This window comes from Nitrospira sp. Kam-Ns4a, from assembly GCF_965152595.1.
In genome coordinates, this window is record NZ_OZ224218.1 from 2,922,222 (window position 1) to 2,940,770 (window position 18,549).

An 18,549-nucleotide genomic window follows, 5' to 3' on the forward strand; every position below is an offset into this window, starting at 1 on the left:
AGCACATCCCAGGTTGGTCCCAACGGGCTGTCATTCCTTACGAACCTGCCTGTCACCGATGGCGCATCGCTTTCCGTCCAGTTCTGCTTCGCGAAAGACTTTGCCTATATGAATCTAAACGGTTGCGTGGATTGGGTCAGGCCGTCTAACGGCGCCGCGACAGGTCCCCGCTGGGTTGGGCTCCGGTTCGTCGGGCTGACCGATTCCGAGCGAGCGATCATCGCGTCCTGCTTGCAGGAATTTCAGACGGACTCAGAGCGGCAAGCGAATCCGTTTGGCACTGAGCCGGAGTTGGGTCTACGGTCGAATCCCGGCGCGCTCATCTCGATGTTCATTACCGACAATCCCTATCTGCTGACGTACCGACGGCAGCCGCACAGGGAACCAGCCGCGACTCCGCAGCGGTCCATGATTCGTGAGGAGCCGCAGGACGACCGCCGCACGAGGTTGTCAAGCCGGCCCATCCCACCCCGTCCGTCCTGGCAGCTCCTGTGGCACGCATCCTGCTTGGGACTGCAGTTGATACGCGATCTGTTGATCCGGCTCCTGCCTCGTCCGGCGGGCCGGTTTCTTGCCCCCACCATTCAGTTCGCCTTCATTGCGCACCCGCGGGACCTGTCCGACATCCCGCGCAAGTTTCCTTTCGCGCACTTTCTGCCGCCTTGGCTGGTCGAACGGTGGTTCCGCTACCAGTGGCCATTTGTTGCTTCATACATCACCGGCCTTCGAACCCGTGACGGCCAGCCAGTCACCGGTGCGATGCTTATCTCGCCTCCGACGACCGAGCAGATGGTTCGGAATCCCCAACTGGCAAGGAAGCGGGTCTACCAGACGGTTCGGCTCGCGGAGCGGCTTGGCGCTCGCATTGCGGGGCTGGGGGCGTTCACCTCGATCGTGACCAGAGACGGCCGAGATCTCGAGGGCAAAGTTCGGGTCTGGCTCACGACCGGAAACGCACATTCCGCCGCTATTGCCGTCCAGAACGTGCTCATGGCGGCGGCGTTGACCAACTTGAGCGTTCCCCATGCAACCACCGCCGTGGTCGGAGGCGCCGGCTCCGTTGGGTCAGCCTGTGCCCGACTGCTCGCCCGCCTCGTGGCGAAACTCATCCTCGTGGACGTCAAGCGCGAGGAATTGAACAAGCTGGTTCATCAACTGGCGGGGGAAGGCGCGGAGGTGGTCGGAACCAACCGCATCGAGCGCACGAGGGAGGCCGATATCGTCATTGCCGCCACCAATAGCCCCCACACCGTGGTGACGGCGGAACATCTCAAGCCGGGAGCGATCGTCATTGACGCAGCACAGCCCAAGAACGTGTCCGAGACAATTCCTCTCCAGCGGGACGACGTGCTGGTGATCGAGTCGGCCATCGTAAAAACCCCGGGCGTAGACTGCCACTTTGACCTGGGGCTCGGCGCAGGCGAGGCGCTCGGCTGCCTCTCGGAGTCTATGATCCTCACCGCGATTGGCTGGCAGGGTCATTATTCCCTAGGGAAAGCCAATCCCCAGCAAGCCGCAGAATTGATCAAAATCGGACGAGAGCTGGGCTTCCGCCTGGCCTATTTCCGGAACTCCTTGGGCTACATCACCGAACGGGACCTTCAGCGCGTGGCCACGGTGCGACGGGCTGACAACGTCTGTGTTTAACCTCGATTATTATGTCTTCAACCCCCATGCGGTCCCGATTGTTGTCATCGGGATTCTCTCCCTCTGCCTGGGATTCCTCGCCTTTCATGCCAACAGGGCCGCCGCCGCGAACCGCCATTTTCTCCTTCTGTGCCTGAGTATTGCCGTTTGGCTGATCGCCACAGCCGCCGGCCTGTCATCGCACCATCCTGACCTGGCTTTCCAGTGGTTCAGGCTGGACAACGTCGGGGTCATGTATATCTCCGTCGCTTTCTACGCCTTCTCGGTGGAATTTCTTGAGCTGCGCCGGCCACGCTCAATCTGGCTCGGATACGTGTTGGCTTCTTTGCTGGCCGTGACCGTTCTGCTGAGCGATCGGTTTGTCACGGGCATCCATGAGTACTGGTGGGGCTACTACCCGGAGTGGGGGCTTTACACGATTCCTTTTTTCCTGGTCTTTTTCAGCTACATGGCGGCAGCCTTTAGTGTGTACTTCTCCTCCCTGCGGACAGTTCTGCCTCCAATCCGGCGAAACCAGATCAAGTTCGTCCTGGTCGCGTTTCTGATTGCCTACACGGGCTCGGTGGATTTCCTGCCCGTCTTCGGCTACGAAATCTATCCATTCGGCTACATCCCGATCTTCTTTTTGATATGTGTTATTACCTATGCCATTCTGCGCTACAGGCTGATGGACGTCTCCATAGTGATTAACAAGAGCTTGGCGTATGGCCTGCTGCTCGGCATCGTGCTCCTGCCCACTTATCTCGCAGTCCTGATCAGCCATCGCGCCACATTCTACTCAATTCCTGTTCTCCTAGCCGGAACGCTGGTTTTCGCCGGCGGGCTCTGGGTGGTCCTCAAAGCCCCCCGCTCGGTGGTCCACCGCACCTTCGGCCTCATCTGTGCAGCCGTGTGCTGCTGGCTGTTGGGCATGTTCATGCTCTATTCCTCTGAGCGCGAGGAAGCTGCCCTGCTCTGGGGTAAGGTCGTCTATGTTGGGGTCGTGTACGTTCCCGCGTTCTTCTATCATTTCACCCTGCGGTTCCTGCACCTGCACGACCAGTACCCGCGGGTGTGGCTCCCCTATTGCCTGAGCACCGTCTTCCTCCTGCTCCTGCCCTCGGCCTACCTCGTAGACGGTCAGTATCGCTACTTTTGGGGCTTTTATCCCAAGGTCGGCCCGCTCCACCCGCTGTTTTTGGTGTACTTCGCCGCGGTCAGCGGCCGGGCGCTCTGGTTCCTCTACGTTGCCGCTCGTCGAGCAAAGAGAGACTCTTCGGTCGAGGCGACCCACTTGCGGTACGTGTTCCTGGCCTTTGCGCTGGGCTACCTGGCTAGCGCCGACTTTATTCCGTCCTATGGCATCGAGCTGTACCCCACCGGCTACGTCTTCGCCTGCCTGTGGGTGGCCATCGTGAGCTACGCCGTCCTCAAGCATCAGCTCATGGACTTCGCCCCCTCAGACTCGGTAACCCGAGCCATCCCCTACCGCCAGCTCCTGACCCTCATCCCGGTATATCTCATCGTCCTGGCCCTGCTCTGGATCTTCACGGGAACTCCTTACTACACCTTGGCGGGGATCCTCGTCGCGACGTTTGCCGTCTTCGCCAACGTCCTGGCTAGTGTCCAGAGGCGGATGGAGCGGGCCGTGGAGAAGGCGCTGTTCACGAGGCGCTACGACGCGTACGAGACGCTCACCGAATTCAGCAAGGCTATGGTCACGATCCTGGATCTCAAGACTTTGAACGAGGAGATTCTTCAGACCCTGGCTAACGTCATGGGGATCCAGACGGCCTCCCTCTTTCTGCTCACGAAGGAAAAGGAATCCTACGAGCTGAAGGCCACCTGTGGATTCGACCAGGGCCGTCCCAGCCTGGTGAGCCTCAAGGCCGATCATCCCCTGCCCCGGCATCTGCAGCTCGCCCGGCAGCCGATCCTGCGAGAGGAGCTGACCCAGGGTTTTGCCGACCCCACGAGCAACCCCGTGGAACTCGCCCTGGTCACCGACTCGCTCGCGCAGCTCGACTCCGAGGTCTGCCTCCCGCTGCTGAACAAGGAGCGGCTGATCGGCTTCCTCAACCTCGGGCACAAGACCCGGTTCGAGATGTACTCGCAAGACGACCTGAACCTGCTCTCCACGCTGGCCTACAACGCGGCCATCGCCCTGGACAACGCCCTGCTCTACGAAGACCTTCGCCGGCAGAAGGCCATCATGCAGCGGACAGACCGGCTCCGGTCCCTGGAGACGATCGCAGGCGGGTTTGCCCACGAGATCCGCAATCCACTGACTTCCATCAAGACCTTCGTCCAATTGGCGCCGGATCGGCGGGACGACCCCGAGTTTATGGGACACTTCAGCGGCGTGGTCGCAGAAGACGTCGAACGCATCGAGCGCCTGATCCAGGAAATCCTCGACTACGCCCGCTACATGGAGCCTAAGTTCGCGGTGCAGGACCTCAACGAAATCGTCGCCTCCTGCCTGTACTTCATCGAGGTCAAGGCCGCCACCAAGGACATCCTCATCCAGCGGGACCTGGCGGGCGATCTCCCGCCGGTGCGGCTCGACCGGCAGCAGGTCAAGCAGGTGCTGCTCAACCTGTTCCTGAACGCGATGGACGCGATGTCGGAGCGGGGCGGGCGGCTCACGGTCCGGACCCACCGGCTGACGAAGGCCAATGGCGACGGGTGGGTCCAAATCGAAGTCGCCGATACCGGCTCCGGGATCACCCCGGAGAACCTGGAACATATCTTCGACCCGTTCTACACCACCAAGCACGCGAGCGGGGAGCGGGAAGGCACTGGGCTTGGACTCACGATCGTGCACCAGATCGTCCAGGAGCATCGTGGCTACATCGAAGTGGAGAGCGAGGTCGGCCGCGGCACGACGTTCTTCGTCAACCTGCCGGTGAATCCGCTGCAGACACCAGTGCACACCGGCCCGCCGGCGACACGGGAGGCGCATGAAAAAACGGGTTCTCGTGATTGACGACGAGCCGGGCGTGCGGACGTCCCTCAAGATGGCGCTGGAGCCCACCTACGAGGTGGTCTGTGCCGCGGACGCCAATGAGGGGATCGAGCTGTTCCGGCGGGAATCTCCCCACCTGGTCCTGCTGGACCTGGTCCTCCCCGACACGGACGGGCTGACGCTGCTGCCCACGCTGCACGCCGAGGATCGTTCAGTGCCCGTGATCATGCTGACCGCACTCAAGACCGTGAAGACGGCCGTGGACGCCATGAAGGCGGGCGCCGCGGACTACCTTACCAAACCCTTCGACGTGGAAGAGCTGCGGGTGCTCGTCGCCAAGACGCTGGCCGCCGGCGAGCTCGAGCGGGAGCTCACGCACCTGCGCGCCGAGGTCGCGCACGGTACGGCTTCCAGAACCTGATCGGGAAGAGCCCGGCCATGCAGGAGGTCTATGCGAAGATCGCGCAGATCGCGGACAGTCGTACGACCGTGCTGATCACGGGCGAGAGCGGGACCGGCAAGGAACTGGTCGCCCGGGCGCTCCATTACAACAGCGGGCGCCGGCACGGCCCGTTCGTCCCGCTCAACTGCGCCGCGCTCCCGGAGGCGCTCATCGAGAGCGAGCTGTTCGGGCACGAGAAGGGCGCATTCACCGACGCGGTCGCCCGCCGGATTGGGCAGTTCGAGGCGGCGCACGGCGGGACCCTGTTCCTCGACGAGATCGGCGACCTCAGCCCGGCCACACAGGCGAAGCTCCTCCGCGTTATTCAGGAGCGCGAGTTCACCCGCATCGGAGGCGTCCAGCCCGTACGGGTGGACGTCCGCATCGTCGCGGCCACCAACAAGCCGCTGGAAGACCTCGTGCGGCGCAAGGAGTTCCGGGAGGACCTCTATTACCGGATCAACGTCGTCTCGCTGCGGCTGCCGCCGCTGCGCGAGCGACGCGAGGACATTCCGTTGCTCGCCACGCACCTCCTGAGCCGGCGCTTGGAAGAGGAAGGCCGGCCGCCGCAGGCATTCTCCAAGGAGGCGCTGGAGCTCCTGACCGCCTACCCCTGGCCCGGCAACGTCCGGGAGCTGGAGAACGTGATCGAGCAGCTCCTCGTCTGGTCCCACGGCGGCACGATCACGCCCGAGCACCTGCCCGCTAAACTGCGGGGAGACCTTCGGGCCGGCTCGCTCCGCAACGAGGTCCTCGCAGGCCGGCTCTCGCTCGAGCAGGCCGTCCTCGAGTTCGAGAGTGCCATGATCCGGGACGCCCTGCAGCGGACCAACTACGTCCAGACGCGCGCCGCAACCCTGCTGGGCATCAGCCGGCGCATGCTGAAGTACCGCATGGACGCGCTGGGGCTCACCCGATCGGAGTCACCGATGGCGGACGGGGAGATCCCTCTTCAAGAGTGATCGCTTCGTGTGCAAGTCTATCCCGTCCGTGGCAGTAGCCGATCATTTGCTTGACAAATCCCGCTATTCAGGGTAGAGAGAACCCCTATGTCCACCCAGACTCTCGAGCGACCGACCATCTTGATTGTGGAGGATGAAGCCGGTCCCCGGGACGCCCTGAAAATCATCCTTCGCCCTTTCTACAACCTGTACACGGTCGAGACCGCCGCGGCCGCGGTGCGGACGATCCGGGAACAGCCCGTGGATCTCGTCACGCTCGACCTGAAGCTGCCGGACCGGCAGGGCACGGATCTTCTCCGACAGATCAAGCTCGAGCGGGACGACGTAGAGGTCATTATCATCACCGGCTACGGCAGCCTCCGGTCGGCCATGGAAGGGCTGCGCTACGGCGCGGCGGGGTATCTGCTCAAACCCTTCAACGTGACCGAGTTGATCCGGCTCATTGACGACACGATCGAGAAGAAGCGCCGGCTGGACCGGCTGCGGCATTTCCTCGGCACCTCCAGCGGACTCTGGGCCTCCGAGCAGGACCCGGGGAGCGTCTGGAGGCTGCTGCGCGAGCTACACGGGGCCCCCGGCCCCTCGGGGTCCCGTCCGGAGGGCGCCACCGGCGGCTCAGAGTGGGAACCGCTCTTGTCGGATTTGATCCTGGCCCGGAGCCGCGAGCTGTTCACCCACTGCAGCCGGGTCAGCGCCTACGCCGCCCTGCTCGGGGACGCGCTCCAGGTAGGGGCCGCCGAACGGAAGGTGCTGACCGTGGGCGCCTTCCTTCACGACATCGGCCTGCTCGGCGTGCCCGAGCCGCTCCTCGGTCCTACGCGCTTCCTGGAGGAGCCGTCGCGCGATGACATCAAACGGCATCCGGAGCTCGGAGCGCGCATGGTCCTGCCACTCGGCCTGCCGGCGGGCACCAATCAGATCATCGCGTATCACCACGAGCGGTACGATGGGACCGGATACCCCCACGGCCTGCAGGGCGAAGGCATCCCGCTGCCCGCCCGCATCGTCGGCCTGGTCGAGGAGTTCGATCACCTGACCGCGGGGCCGGCGGCGCAGCCCGTCGAGGAGGCCCTCAAGGAGGTGCGGCGCCGGGCTGGCACACACTTCGACCCGGCTCTCGCCGACCTCTTCGCCCGGGTCGGGGCGGAATCCAAAGCCCTGCTGCCCGCCATGGTCCCCCTCTCCGGCCCGGCCGCCTGACGGCCCCTCGTCGCCTCTGCCTCGCGTCACTGCTCGGCCTCGCCCAGCATCTCCGCCGCCGTCTCGCGCACGGCTCTGGTGATCGCCAGCCCGCCCAGCATCCGGGCAATCTCGTCCTGCCGTCCTGGCCGATCGAGCCGCCGGACCCGCGTGACCGCCCGTTTCTTGTGCACCGCCTTCTCCACGAGGAAATGCGTCTGGGCCTGCGAGGCGATCTGCGGCAGGTGGGTGATGCAGAAGACCTGGTGGTAGCGCCCCAAGGCTCGGAGGCGTCGCCCCATGACCGCGGCGACCGCCCCGCCGACGCCCGCGTCCACCTCGTCGAAGATCAGGACGGGCACACCGTCCGTCTCTGCCATGACCGTCTTCACGGCGAGCATCACCCGGGACAACTCCCCGCCCGAGGCGACCCGCGCGAGGGGCTGGAGCGGCTCCCCGAGGTTCGCCGAGAACAGGAACGCGACGCGGTCCCGCCCGCTCGGACCGAGCCCAGCGTCCTCCGGCTCCGAGGAGACCTCGATCTGAAACCGGATCTGCTCCATGCGGAGCGCCGCCAGCTCCTCCTGCACGCGCGCTTCCAAGCGGCCGGCGGCGCGGCGCCGCCCCTCGGATAGGTGCGCGGCGAGGGCGGCGACCTTATCCCGCGCATCCGCGACCTCCGCCCGCAGGCCGGCCACCAAGCTCTCGCGTCCTTCCAGCGCATCGAGCTCCCGCGCCAGCTCCTCCGCCTTCGCGAGCACCGCCTCGAGCGTCCCCCCGTACTTTTTCTTGAGCCGGTGCAACCGTTCCAGCCGCTCCTCGACCTGACCGAGCCGCTCCGGGTCCGGCTCCAGCTCCCGCTCGTACTCCCGAAGCCGCTGGGCGAGCTCCCGCACCTGCACCTCGGCAGCTTCGCACAGGGCAGCCAGATCCGCGGCCTGGGGGTCCAGCCGGCCCAGCTCGCGCAGATGGTCGGCCGCTGTGCCGAGGCGCGGCAGGGCGGCCTCCTCGTCGCTGTAGAGCAACTCATAGGCGAGCTGGCGCAGCTCCCCGAGCCGGCTCGCATGAGCCAGCCGGCTTCGCTCGGCCTGGAGCGCCTCCTCTTCGCCCGGACGGAGGCCGGCGTCCTTGAGCTCCTGGTATTGAAAGCGGAGCAGGTCCTCCCGCTGGGCCCGCTCGGCCGCTGTCCGGACTGCGTCGGCCAGCGCCCGCTCCCGCGCTCGCCACCGCTCGTACTGGGCTTGGTACGCACGCCGCAGATCGTTCAAGCGTCCGAACGCGTCGAGGGCGTCGAGCTGGGCCTGGGGAGCGAGGAGCGATTGCTGCTCGTGCTGCCCGTGGATGTCAACCACGGTTCCCGCGAGCGACTGGACGACGTGGAGCGGCGTGAGGGTGCTGTTGACGTAGATGCGGTTTCGGCCGGACCGGGAGAGGATGCGCCGGATGATGAGCTCGCGGTCCTGGGCGCCCAGGACGCCGTTGCCGCGGAGCTGGTCGAGCACGGGGCTGGCGGCCGGAAGCAAGAAGGCGGCCTCCAGCACCGCCTCCTCGGCGCCGGACCGGATCTGCTCGACGGAGGCCCGCTCCCCGAGCAGGAGCGCGATCGCGTCAACGATGATAGACTTGCCGGCGCCGGTCTCGCCGGTCAACACGTGGAAGCCATCCGAGAATTCCAGCTCCAGCCGTTCGATGACCGCGAAGTTCGAGATGCGCAGCTCGGTCAGCATGCGAGCCGGCTTTGCGGCGGGGACGGGTCACGCCGTGGCGGACTGTTGGGCCAGCAGGGACTCGATGACTTCCTTGAACTGCCGTTTCGGCCTCGCGCCGACCAGCTTCTCGACGGGCTGCCCGTTCTTGAAGAACAGAATCGTCGGGATGCTCATGACCTGGTAGCGGCCGGCGATCTCGGGGTTCTCGTCCGTGTTGAGCTTGAGGACGCGCAGCTTGCCGTCGTACTCGCTGGCTAGCTCCTCGATGATCGGGGCCACCATCTGACAGGGCCCGCACCACACGGCCCAGAAGTCCACCATGACCAACCCGGGGGCCTTGATCACCTCGGCGTCCCACGAGCCTGCATCCACCTTCAGTGCCTGTGCTCCCACTGGATCGCCTCCTTACTCATCTCCGCGGACGGCTCTCCGCGCCCGTTCGTCGTCACGCGATCCTATCCCACCCTTCGCGACCCTGTCAACCGACGAACAGAGCCCGCCGCCACGCCCTACAGGGTTCCGCTCCCTCCCAGCGGCGGCGCCGGGCGGACCGTCCCCAACGTCTTCAAGTACCCGATCAGATCCTCCAGGTCCTTGCCGGTCAATCCGGTCCACCGGGGCATCTCGGAATGCAGCCGGTTGCCGCCTGCATCAATGCCGGCCACGATCGCGGCCTTTAGGGTCTCGTCGTTGTAGGCGGGGCGCTTGCGCCCCGTCGCATGCTCGTAGCCGCGCGGGTCCGTGAGAAATGAATAGGTAATGTCGGGCACCGGAATGCCGTGCATCTCACCGCCGCGGCCGTCCGCGCCGTGGCACATCGCGCAGCCGACCCCTTCCATCCCATGGCTGTTCTCCACGATGCGGCCCTGGGCCGTCGTGCCGCTCATGAAGATCCGCTGCCCGTTCTCCAGATGCGAGACGACCCGCGGCGTCCCGGCCTGCGAGACGAGGGTCCCCGCCCAGCCGAGCGCCAACCCGACGGCGGCCCCCCCTGCGAGCAGCCTTCGCAATCTCATGGTACGCCCTCCTCTCCGTCAATAGGCCTACCACGCCCACTCGTCCGGCACGCCGGCCCACCAGCTCTCCGGCCGCGCCTGGCGGAACGCGGTCTGTTGTTTCCAGAGCCGCGCCACCGTCTGGTTGTCCAGCCGCGCCGCCATCGCCGCACTGATGTCCGATTGCTGCCGCACGCTGTCCTGGATCACTTCCTTCGCAATACGCGCCAGCACGTCCGGCGGATCCACCAGGTCCTCGCTCCCGCGAAAGGCCAGGTTCAGGTAGAGCTGGCCCACCTGCACCCACCGGTCGTTCTTGGCCAGATGGTCGAGATAGCCGTCGAGAGCGTGATAGACATAGGTCAGGTACACGTAGCTCTCCGCGGAAGGAAACTCGTCCACTTGCCGCTGGCAAGCTTCGACCGCGCGCCGGTAGTCACCCGCCGCGAGAAAGATCTTCGCCTTCTTCAGGTGGCCTGGCCCGTCGTCGGACCTGGCCTCCGAGGGGCCTGCTTGGGCCGGCGCGACGCACAGAAGCGACGCAAGGAGCATCCCCCCGAGCCATCGCACCCGGGGAGCTCGGGCAACGGAAGGGTTCATGGCTTGACCTCCACCGCTGGGCTGAGCTGTCCTGTCACGTCATTATCCCGCTCCAGCCGGAGTTCTGCCAGTCGGCAGGCGGGACCGCATCCCCCGTCGGGTTCATCGCGTGAGCAGCGGGTCCATCCCCGGCTGGACCGCCCGTCCCGACCAGGGCAAGCCCCGCTCGTTCCCGAGGAGCGGGGCCAGGATGCTCTTGACCACTTGCGTCCCGAAGCTTTCCGTCGCCCCGAGCCCGGTCAGGCTGATCATGAAATTGTACTGGATCCGGTCCGGGAACTGGATGTAGTAGAGCGCAATCGCCCAGCAGCGGCAGGGGTTCTGATACATCCCCACCACGTCGGTCTCCGGTCTCTGGCCGTTCTGCATATCGTAGTAGGTCCGCGCCCCTAGCGTCAGGCCCAGGGGCAGCCTGACGGCCGCCGCCCCGGTCAGGAAATTCAGCTCCGGCGTCGGGGCGTAGACCTCGGCGAAGGAGAGGGGATTCCAGATGTCGCCGCGCCGCACCCGGTTGCCTGCGCGCGTGTGCCGCTGGCCCACCTGCACATACCACTGATCCTCCTGCTGGTAGCGGACGTCCGTGTTCCACTGACTGAACGTCGCCTGGTACGGATCGAAGAAGGAATCAATCGTCATCGACACCGGGTTCGGTTTGGTCGGGGTCCAGGCCGTGTTGCCGAACACGGCCCGGGTCCAAATGTCGGAGAACTTCCGGCCCTGGATGCCGACCATCGTGGGCTGGAGCTGCTGCGCTTGCTGCAGGAACTGGGGAGTCCCTGGCAAGGGGAACAAGCGGGCCTGGGTCTGCGGCGCGCCGACGTGGTAGCTCTGGGCCACGGTCAGATCGAGCCAGTTGTACGTCCCCCCCTGGGTGAGCTGCTCGATCAGCCGGCTTTTCACCGCATAGGTGACCAGGTGCTTCTTGGGCAGGTCGTCCACCTGGTCCACCTGAATGATGTTCGACTGGTTCGTCGCCGGCACGAACTCATAAAACACGTTCGGCTCGATGGTGTGCAGGAGGCTCCCGCCCCCTTCCCGGCTGAACTGCCGGGATAGGCGCGTCGTCGCCTCCAGACCGGCCCAGAAGGTCTCGCGATGCACCGACTCGGCGGAGGTCACGCCGCGGGTGTAATAGATCTCCCGGAACTTGACCTGCGGCGTGAGCCCGATCACGTGTCCCAGCGGCAGCACGTCGGTGGACAGAGACGGCACGACATCCACCCGGTTGAGGCCGAACCCCTGCTCCCGGATGAAATTCACGAAGGTGGTCTCGCCCCCGACGAGGAGGGGGCCGCCGAAGGGTGAGAAGTTCGCCAGCGTGTACCCCACCTCGGGCAGGCGCTGGAACGTCCCCAGGCTGCCTGCCGAGAGGGGCTGCAGGTACTGGCCCAGCAGATACAGGCTGCTGGAGGAAAAGCGCTTTGTCACCAGGAGATTGGATTCGGTGCTCGGCAGGGCACGCTGAACGCCCGAGTTGCTCAGATTGTTGTAAATGGTCCGGTCGGACAGCAGGTTCGCGTCCGCCCAGACGGAGAGGGTCGGGCTGAAGTGTTGGACATGGGTGCCCCGGATCTGCGCCCGCCTCCGCTGCTCCACGTTGTCCTGGAACAGGTTCATCAGCCACTGCCCCTTCGATTGCTTATCGAGCGCGTAGCGATACACCAGGTCGCTCCCGTAGCCCCGCTTGCTATAGTAATCCGGCGTGATCGTGACGTCCTGACTCCGGGTCATGGCCCAGAAGAAGCTCTGTCGGTAATGGAGGCCGAACCGGTTGTCGTAGCCGTAGTTGGGCACGAGGAAGCCGGTCTTGCGCGAGGACTCGAGCGGAACGGACATCGTCGGCAGCGGGACGATCGGCTGGTCCAGGAGGCAGAACCAGACGCCGTGCCCGGAGACCTGCTCCCCGAGGTCCAGGTCCACGTCCTTGAACAGGAACCGCCAGGCCGGCACCTGTCCCTCCTTGGCGTCGCAGTTGGTGAAGGACCCGTCTTTGACCCGATAGTGGTCTTCGGAGAACCGCTGGAACAGCCGGCCGGTGACCAGGGTGTTGGAGTCCCTGACGAACAGCGTCCCGTTGGTCAGCACGCCTGCCTCGGTGTTGAGGTCCAGCTCTAGCCGCTCCGCCCGCAGCTCGCTCGTCGGGTCGGTCAGGTGCGCGCGCCCTTCCGCCACTAGGGAGCCGGACAACATGAAGATCGTCACCCGGTCGGCGGTGAGCCGGAGCGGCCCCTGCATGACGACCACCGAGCCGGCCGCCTCGTACACTTCGGTGTTCTGCAGGTATTCGATGTGATCCGCGGTGATCTCGATCGGGCCGGTCCCGATCTTGGCCACGGTGCCCGCACCCGCAGCAGCCTGAGCCGCCCGGGCCGGCTGGGGACCTGCGAGCGTGGACAGGAGGACGGTGAGCGCCGCCAGGAGGAGGGCCGACTGGACGCGAGGGGCCATGTCAGCCCCTGATGGGAGACAGTGCACACCCGCGCAGGAGGGCCTTCACGTCGCCCACCAGCATGAGGGATCCGGTGACGCAGATCAGATCGTCCGGCGAGGCCAGGCGGCCGGCGAGGGCGAGCGCGTCGGCGGGCAGCGGCGCCGCGTGGGAGGATCGGCCTAACTCGCGGAGCGTCTCGCCCAGCTCCGCGACAGTGGCCGCGCGAGCGAGCTGCGGCTGGGTCAGCACCACCTCGTCTGCCAGTGGGAGCACGACTCGCAGGAACCCCCGGCGGTCCTTGTCCCGCATCATGCCGAAGACCAGCACGACGCGGGACCCCGGATGCTCCAGCCGGTACCGAGTGAGGTAGGCAGCCACGACCTCGGCGGCCGCAGGATTGTGCGCACCATCCAGTAGCAGCAGCGGGCGCTCACCCGCCTGCTCCAAGCGCCCCTCCCAACGCGTCGCGCGCAGTCCCTGAACGACCGCCTCTGCAGGAACGCGAAGACCGCCACGCGACGCCGCTTCCAACATCGCCAGCGCGCAGCCGGCGTTCTCGAGCTGGTGGCGTCCAGCGAGCGGGCAGGTCAGGTCTCGGAACGTCCAGCCCCAGCCTTCGTAGCGGAACCCCCGTTCCGGATCCCCTTCGACGCGGAAGGCCTCATCGAGCTGCCGCCAGGGGGCGCCGCGCTCGGCGACGACGCGCCCGATCACTTCCGCCGCCTCTGCGCTCAGCCGTCCGGTCACGAGCGGGATCCCCGGCTTGATGATGCCCGCCTTCTCAAAGGCAATCGCACCGACCGTCGAGCCGAGGTGCTCCTGGTGATCCAGCGCCACGTTCGTGATGGCCGTCGCCAGCGGGCGGACGACATTCGTCGCATCGAGGCGTCCGCCCATCCCGACCTCGACGACCGCAACCTCGACCCCGGTTTGAGCGAAGGCCTCGAACGCGAGCGCGGTGGTGAATTCGAAGAACGTGGGCAGCGCCCCCGGGTCGCTGGCGCGCCGCAGGTGCTCGGTCAGCTCGGCCACCGCGGCTTCGGCAATCGGCTCGCCGTTGATGCGGATGCGCTCCCGGAAATCCACGAGGTGCGGCGAGGTGTAGAGCCCGACCCGGTACCCCGCCGCCGCGAGCACGGCGGCCGCCATCGCGGCGGTGGAGCCCTTGCCGTTGGTGCCCCCGATGTGGAGGCAGGCGTAGCGCTCGTGCGGATTGCCCAGCCGCGCGAGCAGAGTCCGGACGGCGTCGAGCCCGAGCTTGACGCCGTGCCGCTGCAGTCCGAACAGGAATGCGAGCGCCGAGGGGTACGCAGTCGCCATAGGGGGAGGAGGGGCGGTTGCGGGCCTCTACAAATGCGATAACAGCGCGCTCAGGGTCTCCTTCAGCCGCTTGCGCTCCACGATCATGTCAATCATGCCGTGCTCCAGGAGGAACTCGGCCCGCTGGAACTGGTTGGGCAACTGCTGCTTGATGGTCTGCTCGATCACGCGCGGTCCCGCGAACCCGATCAGGGCCTTGGGCTCCGCGATGATGACGTCTCCGAGCATGGCGATGCTCGCCGTCACGCCTCCGAAGGTCGGGTCGGTCAAGATGGAGACGAACGGCACCCCGGCCTGATGGAGCTTCCCCACCGCCGCCGCGGTCCTCGCCATCTGCATCAAGGAGAGGATGCCCTCTTGCATACGCGCGCCACCGGAAGAGGTCACCAGGACGAACGGCGCGCGGGCCTCCAACGACCGCTCCGCCGCTCGGCAGATCTTCTCGCCCACCACGGAGCCCATGCTGCCGCCCATGAAGCCGAAGTCGAAGACGCCCAGCACGATCGGGCGCCCGTTGAGCGTCGCCGCCCCGGTCACGAGGGCATCCCTCCGGCCGGTCTTCTCCTGCTGAGCCTTCAGCCGCTCGCGGTACGAGCGGGTATCCACGAACTCCAGCGGGTCCCGCGGCTCGAGGTCGGCGTCCCATTCGCGGAAGGAGCCCAGATCCACCAGCAAGGCGATGCGCTCCGGGACGGACACAGGAAAGTGATAGTCGCATTTCGGGCAGACCTTGTTGTTCCGGTCCACCTCCTTCCGGTACACGATCTCCCGGCAGTGGTTGCACTTCAACCACATGCCCTCGACGACCTTGGCCTTCTTGGGGCTCTCCGCCGCCGCGCCCTTGTGCTTCTTGAACCACGCCATGGCTTCCGGGCTAGATGATGATCTCCTGTCCTTCCTCCAAGACCGTCAGGTTCGCGATGCCGAGGCGGCTGAGCTCGCGTTGGATCTTGTCCTGGTGTCGGGGCTTGAGGTGATACACGTAGACCGGCAAGGTCGGCCGGCCGATCTTCCGAAACTCCCGCACGAAGAGGGAGGGGGTGAGGTGCTTGCTGGCCCGGGCCAGCTCGGCCATGTCGTCCGGAAACGACGTCTCGATGAAGGCGGCCTTGAGCGTGGGCTCGCGGGCCGCCACCTGCCAGATCTCCTCGGTCTCGTAGGTGTCCCCACTGTACAGCAGCGAGGAGCCGCCCTCGCGGATCAAGAAGCCGACCGCCGGAACCAGGTGATTCACGGGGATCGCGGTGACCACCAACCCGTCCACCACGTATTCCTTGCCCGCTTCCAGTTCCCGGGTGACGAAGACCGGCCGCTCAGCGCTCGGCAGGGCGAGGAAGTCCGGGTAGACATCCCCGTTGAACACATGGGCCCGCAGCCCGTCGAGCACCGCGGGAATGCTGCGGAGTGCCACGGGTTGCACCGCGTCGTCCACCAGGTTATCGGCGAACGTCGGCAGCCCCCTGATGTGGTCGAAGTGGAGGTGGGTGATCAGGATGTCCCGGATGCGCTTCTGCTCCTCGAGGCGAAGCGCAGACCCGATCGTCCCCGCATCCACCATGACCGTGCCGTTCACCAGGAATCCGCAGGTCTGGCACTGGTGCAGCCCCCCAGCTCCGTCCCGGAGCTGGTCCGACCCGTGGCACCCCAGCACGCGAATCTTCACAGGTTCGCTCTCATCCAGCGACTAGGGTTCGGACGTAGCGGGCAGGATACCACAAGAGGCGCAAAACAACCAAGAATTCACGGCGTCAGGCCAGCCCGACGCGGACCATCATGGCCAGGCCGAGCCCGATGCTGCCGAGGCTCGCGAGCCCCTGCGACGCCAAGAGGACGCGGGGACCGAGCGACGCGGAGACGACGAGGGGAAGACTGATCAGCGCGCCGACCAGCACCATGCCGAGGATGGAGCCGGCGCCGAAGACCAGGATGTACGCCAGCCCTTCCCACAGGCTGTGGACCGAAGACAGCACCATCAGCAGCAGCGCGGCCGACCCGGCGAGCCCGTGGACCATCCCGACCAGGAACGGCCGCACGGAAACCTTCAGCCAATGACCGTGCGCGTGATCGGCCTGCCAGCGATGGCTGTGGAGGTGCGTGTGGGTCCGCGCATCGTGCCGGTGGGCGTGCCAGTGCCACCGCTCCCGCAACAGGGTGATCGCCAGGGAGAGGCCCAAGGCCACCAGCATGAGGCCCACCGCGAATTCAAAGGCCCGGGCCACGCTGTCGGGGATGGTCACGCGCAGCAACCCGACGGCCAGCCCCGCAGCCAGGAGCGTCGTCGTGTGCCCGAAGCCCCAGGAGCAGCCGATGAGTCCGGACGTCCGGAAGTCAGGTCTGGCGGACAGGATGGTGGAGACGGCCGCGACATGATCGGCGTCCAGGGCGTGGCGCAGCCCGAGGAGGAAGCCGAGTCCCAGAACGGTGATGAGTTCCATGTCAGGCCTGGACGGCAGGAACCGCCGAGGGAGTGTCGGGGCAGGCGGCGGCGGACTGCGTCAGCCGCCCCGCGCATGCATCTCGAGGTGGGGATCCTCGCGGAGCCGCTCGATATCAATCAGCTTGCCCCGGGCCCCGAGCCGCTCCAGCTCCTTCCGCACCTCCGCCCCGCGGTCCGTCCGAGCCTCCCACCCGGCGCGGATGAGGGCCTTGACGGCCTCCGCGGACGCGCCGGCGCGAAGGGGCGCACGCAGGTCCAGCCCATCCTTGGCATAGAGGCACAGGAACCAGAGGCCGTCGGCGGTCAGGCGGCTGCGGTCGCACGTCGCGCAGAAGGGTACGGTGGTCGAGGCGATGATCCCGAAGGTGGCGCCGTCGGACAGGCGGAACCGCTGGGCCGGCGCCGAGCGCTCCTCGATGACCGGCTCGACGGGCCCGTAGTGCCGGGTGAGCCGATCGAGGATCGCGGCCCGGGAGAGAACCTGCTCCATCGTCCAGTCCGTCGCGCCGCCGACGTCCATGTATTCGATGAACCGGACCTCCGCCTCCACCCGTCGGCCATACTCGATCAAGTCCACCAGCTCGTCGTCGTTGTACCCTCGGATGGCCACGGTGTCGAGCTTCAGCCCCGTGAACCCGGCCCGGCGGACCGCCTCGATCCCCTCGAGCACCCGCTCGTGCCCGGCGCGCCGGGTGAGCGCCTTGAACCGCTCGGGGCGCAACGTGTCCAGGCTCACGGTCACCCGGTGCAGCCCAGCGTCGCGGAGGGCCTGGGCCTGCTCCGCGAGCAGGATCCCGTTGGTCGTCAACGCGAGGTCCTTGATAGCAGGATTCCGGCGCAGCAGGCGGATGAGCGTCGGCAGGTCGCGCCGCAGCAGCGGCTCTCCCCCGGTGAGACGCACCTTGTCCACGCCCAGTTCCGTGAACAGGCGGGTCAGCGTACAGATTTCTTCAAACGTGAGGAGGGTCTCGCGGGGCAGCCAGGTGTACTCCTCCTCCGGCATGCAGTACTTGCAGCGAAGATTGCACCGGTCCGTCACGGACAGGCGCAGGCTGCGCAGGGGGCGGCCGTATCGGTCGCTGACCAGAGGGGGCGCGTCGGACGCTGGCGGCCGGTCGCTCACGGATGCTCCTCGACCCACACTTCTCCTTCTGGAGTGTGCTCCAGCTTCCAGATAGGGGTGATCTGCTTCAGCTCGTCAATGCACCACTTGCAGGCCCGGAACGCGTCCGCCCGGTGCTCGGCCCCGACCACGATGAGGACGATGTTCTCGCCGATTCCGATGTCCCCGTACCGGTGCAGGATCAGGACCTCCAGCACCTCGAAGTCCTTCAGCGCCCGCTCCCGGATCTCGCGGAGCTTCTTCTGCGCCATCCCTTCGTAATACTCGAAGGTGATCGAGCTGACGTCGTGCCCTCGGGATCGGTCGCGGGCGGTGCCGAGGAAGACGGCGATCCCGCCGATGCGCGTCGAGCGGCGACGCACCCGGTCAATCTCCTCGTCAACGGAGAAGTTCTCGCGCTGGACCCGCACCAGCACCGCCTCATCGGACCCCGGGGCTTCCTGGCTGTCCTGCGGCTGGCCCAGCGCCGCGCCGCCGGCGAAGGGGGGCAGCAGGGCCACCTCGTCGCCGTCCTTGAGCTCCGTCTCCTCGTGCGCGATCTCCTGATTGACCGACACGAGGACCTTCTTCTTGTGGATCAGCTCCCCGATCTGGGGATACCTCGCATCCAACAAGCCGACCAGATCCTTGACCCGGCGGCCGCCGTTGAGCGGCAGGGTCAGCTCCGTCCGGTTCTCGGCGAGGCTCTTGAGCAGCCCAAACAGCTTAATCGTGATCATGCTTCACACCAGTGAACAGCGAATAGCCGACGGCGAATCGC

General features: G+C 66.3%; 16 protein-coding genes. 5 read left to right on the plus strand and 11 right to left on the minus strand.

The window, feature by feature from the left end; genetic code table 11:
• Positions 1-507: 507 nt before the first annotated feature.
• The 5 genes from ACWHYQ_RS14570 (at position 508) to ACWHYQ_RS14590 (ending at position 7,195) form a co-directional block, all read left to right on the plus strand.
• Positions 508-1,647, plus strand: a complete 1,140-nt coding sequence (locus ACWHYQ_RS14570) for a hypothetical protein (RefSeq protein WP_447972839.1) — start codon at positions 508-510, stop codon at positions 1,645-1,647.
• A complete protein-coding gene (locus tag ACWHYQ_RS14575) occupies positions 1,640-4,612 on the plus strand; it encodes an ATP-binding protein (RefSeq protein ID WP_447972840.1) in 2,973 nt (990 codons plus the stop codon). Before ACWHYQ_RS14570 ends, ACWHYQ_RS14575 begins: the two co-directional genes overlap by 8 nt.
• Positions 4,587-5,012 (plus strand): response regulator, encoded by a 426-nt coding sequence (locus ACWHYQ_RS14580; RefSeq protein WP_447972841.1) that lies wholly within the window; start codon positions 4,587-4,589, stop codon positions 5,010-5,012. The genes ACWHYQ_RS14575 and ACWHYQ_RS14580 overlap by 26 nt, the downstream gene beginning before the upstream one ends.
• Positions 5,013-5,029: 17 nt before the next feature.
• Positions 5,030-5,995, plus strand: coding sequence for a sigma-54 interaction domain-containing protein (locus ACWHYQ_RS14585; RefSeq protein ID WP_447972842.1), 966 nt, complete (start codon positions 5,030-5,032; stop codon positions 5,993-5,995).
• An 87-nt stretch (positions 5,996-6,082) separates the two neighbouring features.
• Positions 6,083-7,195 carry an HD domain-containing phosphohydrolase gene (locus tag ACWHYQ_RS14590; RefSeq protein WP_447972843.1) on the plus strand — a complete coding sequence of 371 codons (1,113 nt, stop codon included), beginning with the start codon at positions 6,083-6,085 and terminating at the stop codon, positions 7,193-7,195.
• Between the two features lie 26 nt (positions 7,196-7,221).
• Here the strand turns inward: ACWHYQ_RS14590 and recN are convergent, their stop codons facing one another.
• The 11 genes from recN to ACWHYQ_RS14645 all read right to left on the minus strand — a co-directional run bounded on the left by recN (position 7,222) and on the right by ACWHYQ_RS14645 (position 18,508).
• Positions 7,222-8,901 (minus strand): DNA repair protein RecN, encoded by a 1,680-nt coding sequence (gene recN / locus ACWHYQ_RS14595; protein ID WP_447972844.1) that lies wholly within the window; start codon positions 8,899-8,901, stop codon positions 7,222-7,224.
• A gap of 27 nt (positions 8,902-8,928) precedes the next feature.
• Positions 8,929-9,276: a thioredoxin gene (gene trxA / locus ACWHYQ_RS14600; protein WP_447972845.1), complete on the minus strand. Its 348-nt coding sequence runs from the start codon at positions 9,274-9,276 to the stop codon at positions 8,929-8,931.
• A 116-nt stretch (positions 9,277-9,392) separates the two neighbouring features.
• Positions 9,393-9,899, minus strand: coding sequence for a c-type cytochrome (locus ACWHYQ_RS14605; protein WP_447972846.1), 507 nt, complete (start codon positions 9,897-9,899; stop codon positions 9,393-9,395).
• Between the two features lie 27 nt (positions 9,900-9,926).
• Positions 9,927-10,478, minus strand: a complete 552-nt coding sequence (locus ACWHYQ_RS14610; RefSeq protein ID WP_447972847.1) for a hypothetical protein — start codon at positions 10,476-10,478, stop codon at positions 9,927-9,929.
• A 102-nt stretch (positions 10,479-10,580) separates the two neighbouring features.
• The gene (locus tag ACWHYQ_RS14615) at positions 10,581-12,926 is read right to left on the minus strand and encodes an LPS-assembly protein LptD (RefSeq protein WP_447972848.1); all 2,346 of its coding nucleotides are present in this window, start codon (positions 12,924-12,926) and stop codon (positions 10,581-10,583) included.
• A gap of 1 nt (position 12,927) precedes the next feature.
• Positions 12,928-14,229: a bifunctional folylpolyglutamate synthase/dihydrofolate synthase gene (locus tag ACWHYQ_RS14620; protein WP_447972849.1), complete on the minus strand. Its 1,302-nt coding sequence runs from the start codon at positions 14,227-14,229 to the stop codon at positions 12,928-12,930.
• Between the two features lie 27 nt (positions 14,230-14,256).
• Complete coding sequence (gene accD, locus ACWHYQ_RS14625; protein ID WP_447972850.1) at positions 14,257-15,093, minus strand: acetyl-CoA carboxylase, carboxyltransferase subunit beta; 837 nt, start codon at positions 15,091-15,093, stop codon at positions 14,257-14,259.
• Between the two features lie 10 nt (positions 15,094-15,103).
• Entirely contained in the window at positions 15,104-15,892 is a 789-nt protein-coding gene (locus ACWHYQ_RS14630; RefSeq protein ID WP_447972851.1) for an MBL fold metallo-hydrolase, read from the minus strand.
• 85 nt (positions 15,893-15,977) lie between these two features.
• The gene (locus tag ACWHYQ_RS14635; protein WP_447972852.1) at positions 15,978-16,664 is read right to left on the minus strand and encodes a HoxN/HupN/NixA family nickel/cobalt transporter; all 687 of its coding nucleotides are present in this window, start codon (positions 16,662-16,664) and stop codon (positions 15,978-15,980) included.
• A 60-nt stretch (positions 16,665-16,724) separates the two neighbouring features.
• Positions 16,725-17,789, minus strand: a complete 1,065-nt coding sequence (moaA, locus tag ACWHYQ_RS14640; protein WP_447972853.1) for a GTP 3',8-cyclase MoaA — start codon at positions 17,787-17,789, stop codon at positions 16,725-16,727.
• Positions 17,786-18,508: a molybdenum cofactor biosynthesis protein gene (locus ACWHYQ_RS14645; protein WP_447972854.1), complete on the minus strand. Its 723-nt coding sequence runs from the start codon at positions 18,506-18,508 to the stop codon at positions 17,786-17,788. Before ACWHYQ_RS14645 ends, moaA begins: the two co-directional genes overlap by 4 nt.
• Positions 18,509-18,549: the final 41 nt, after the last annotated feature.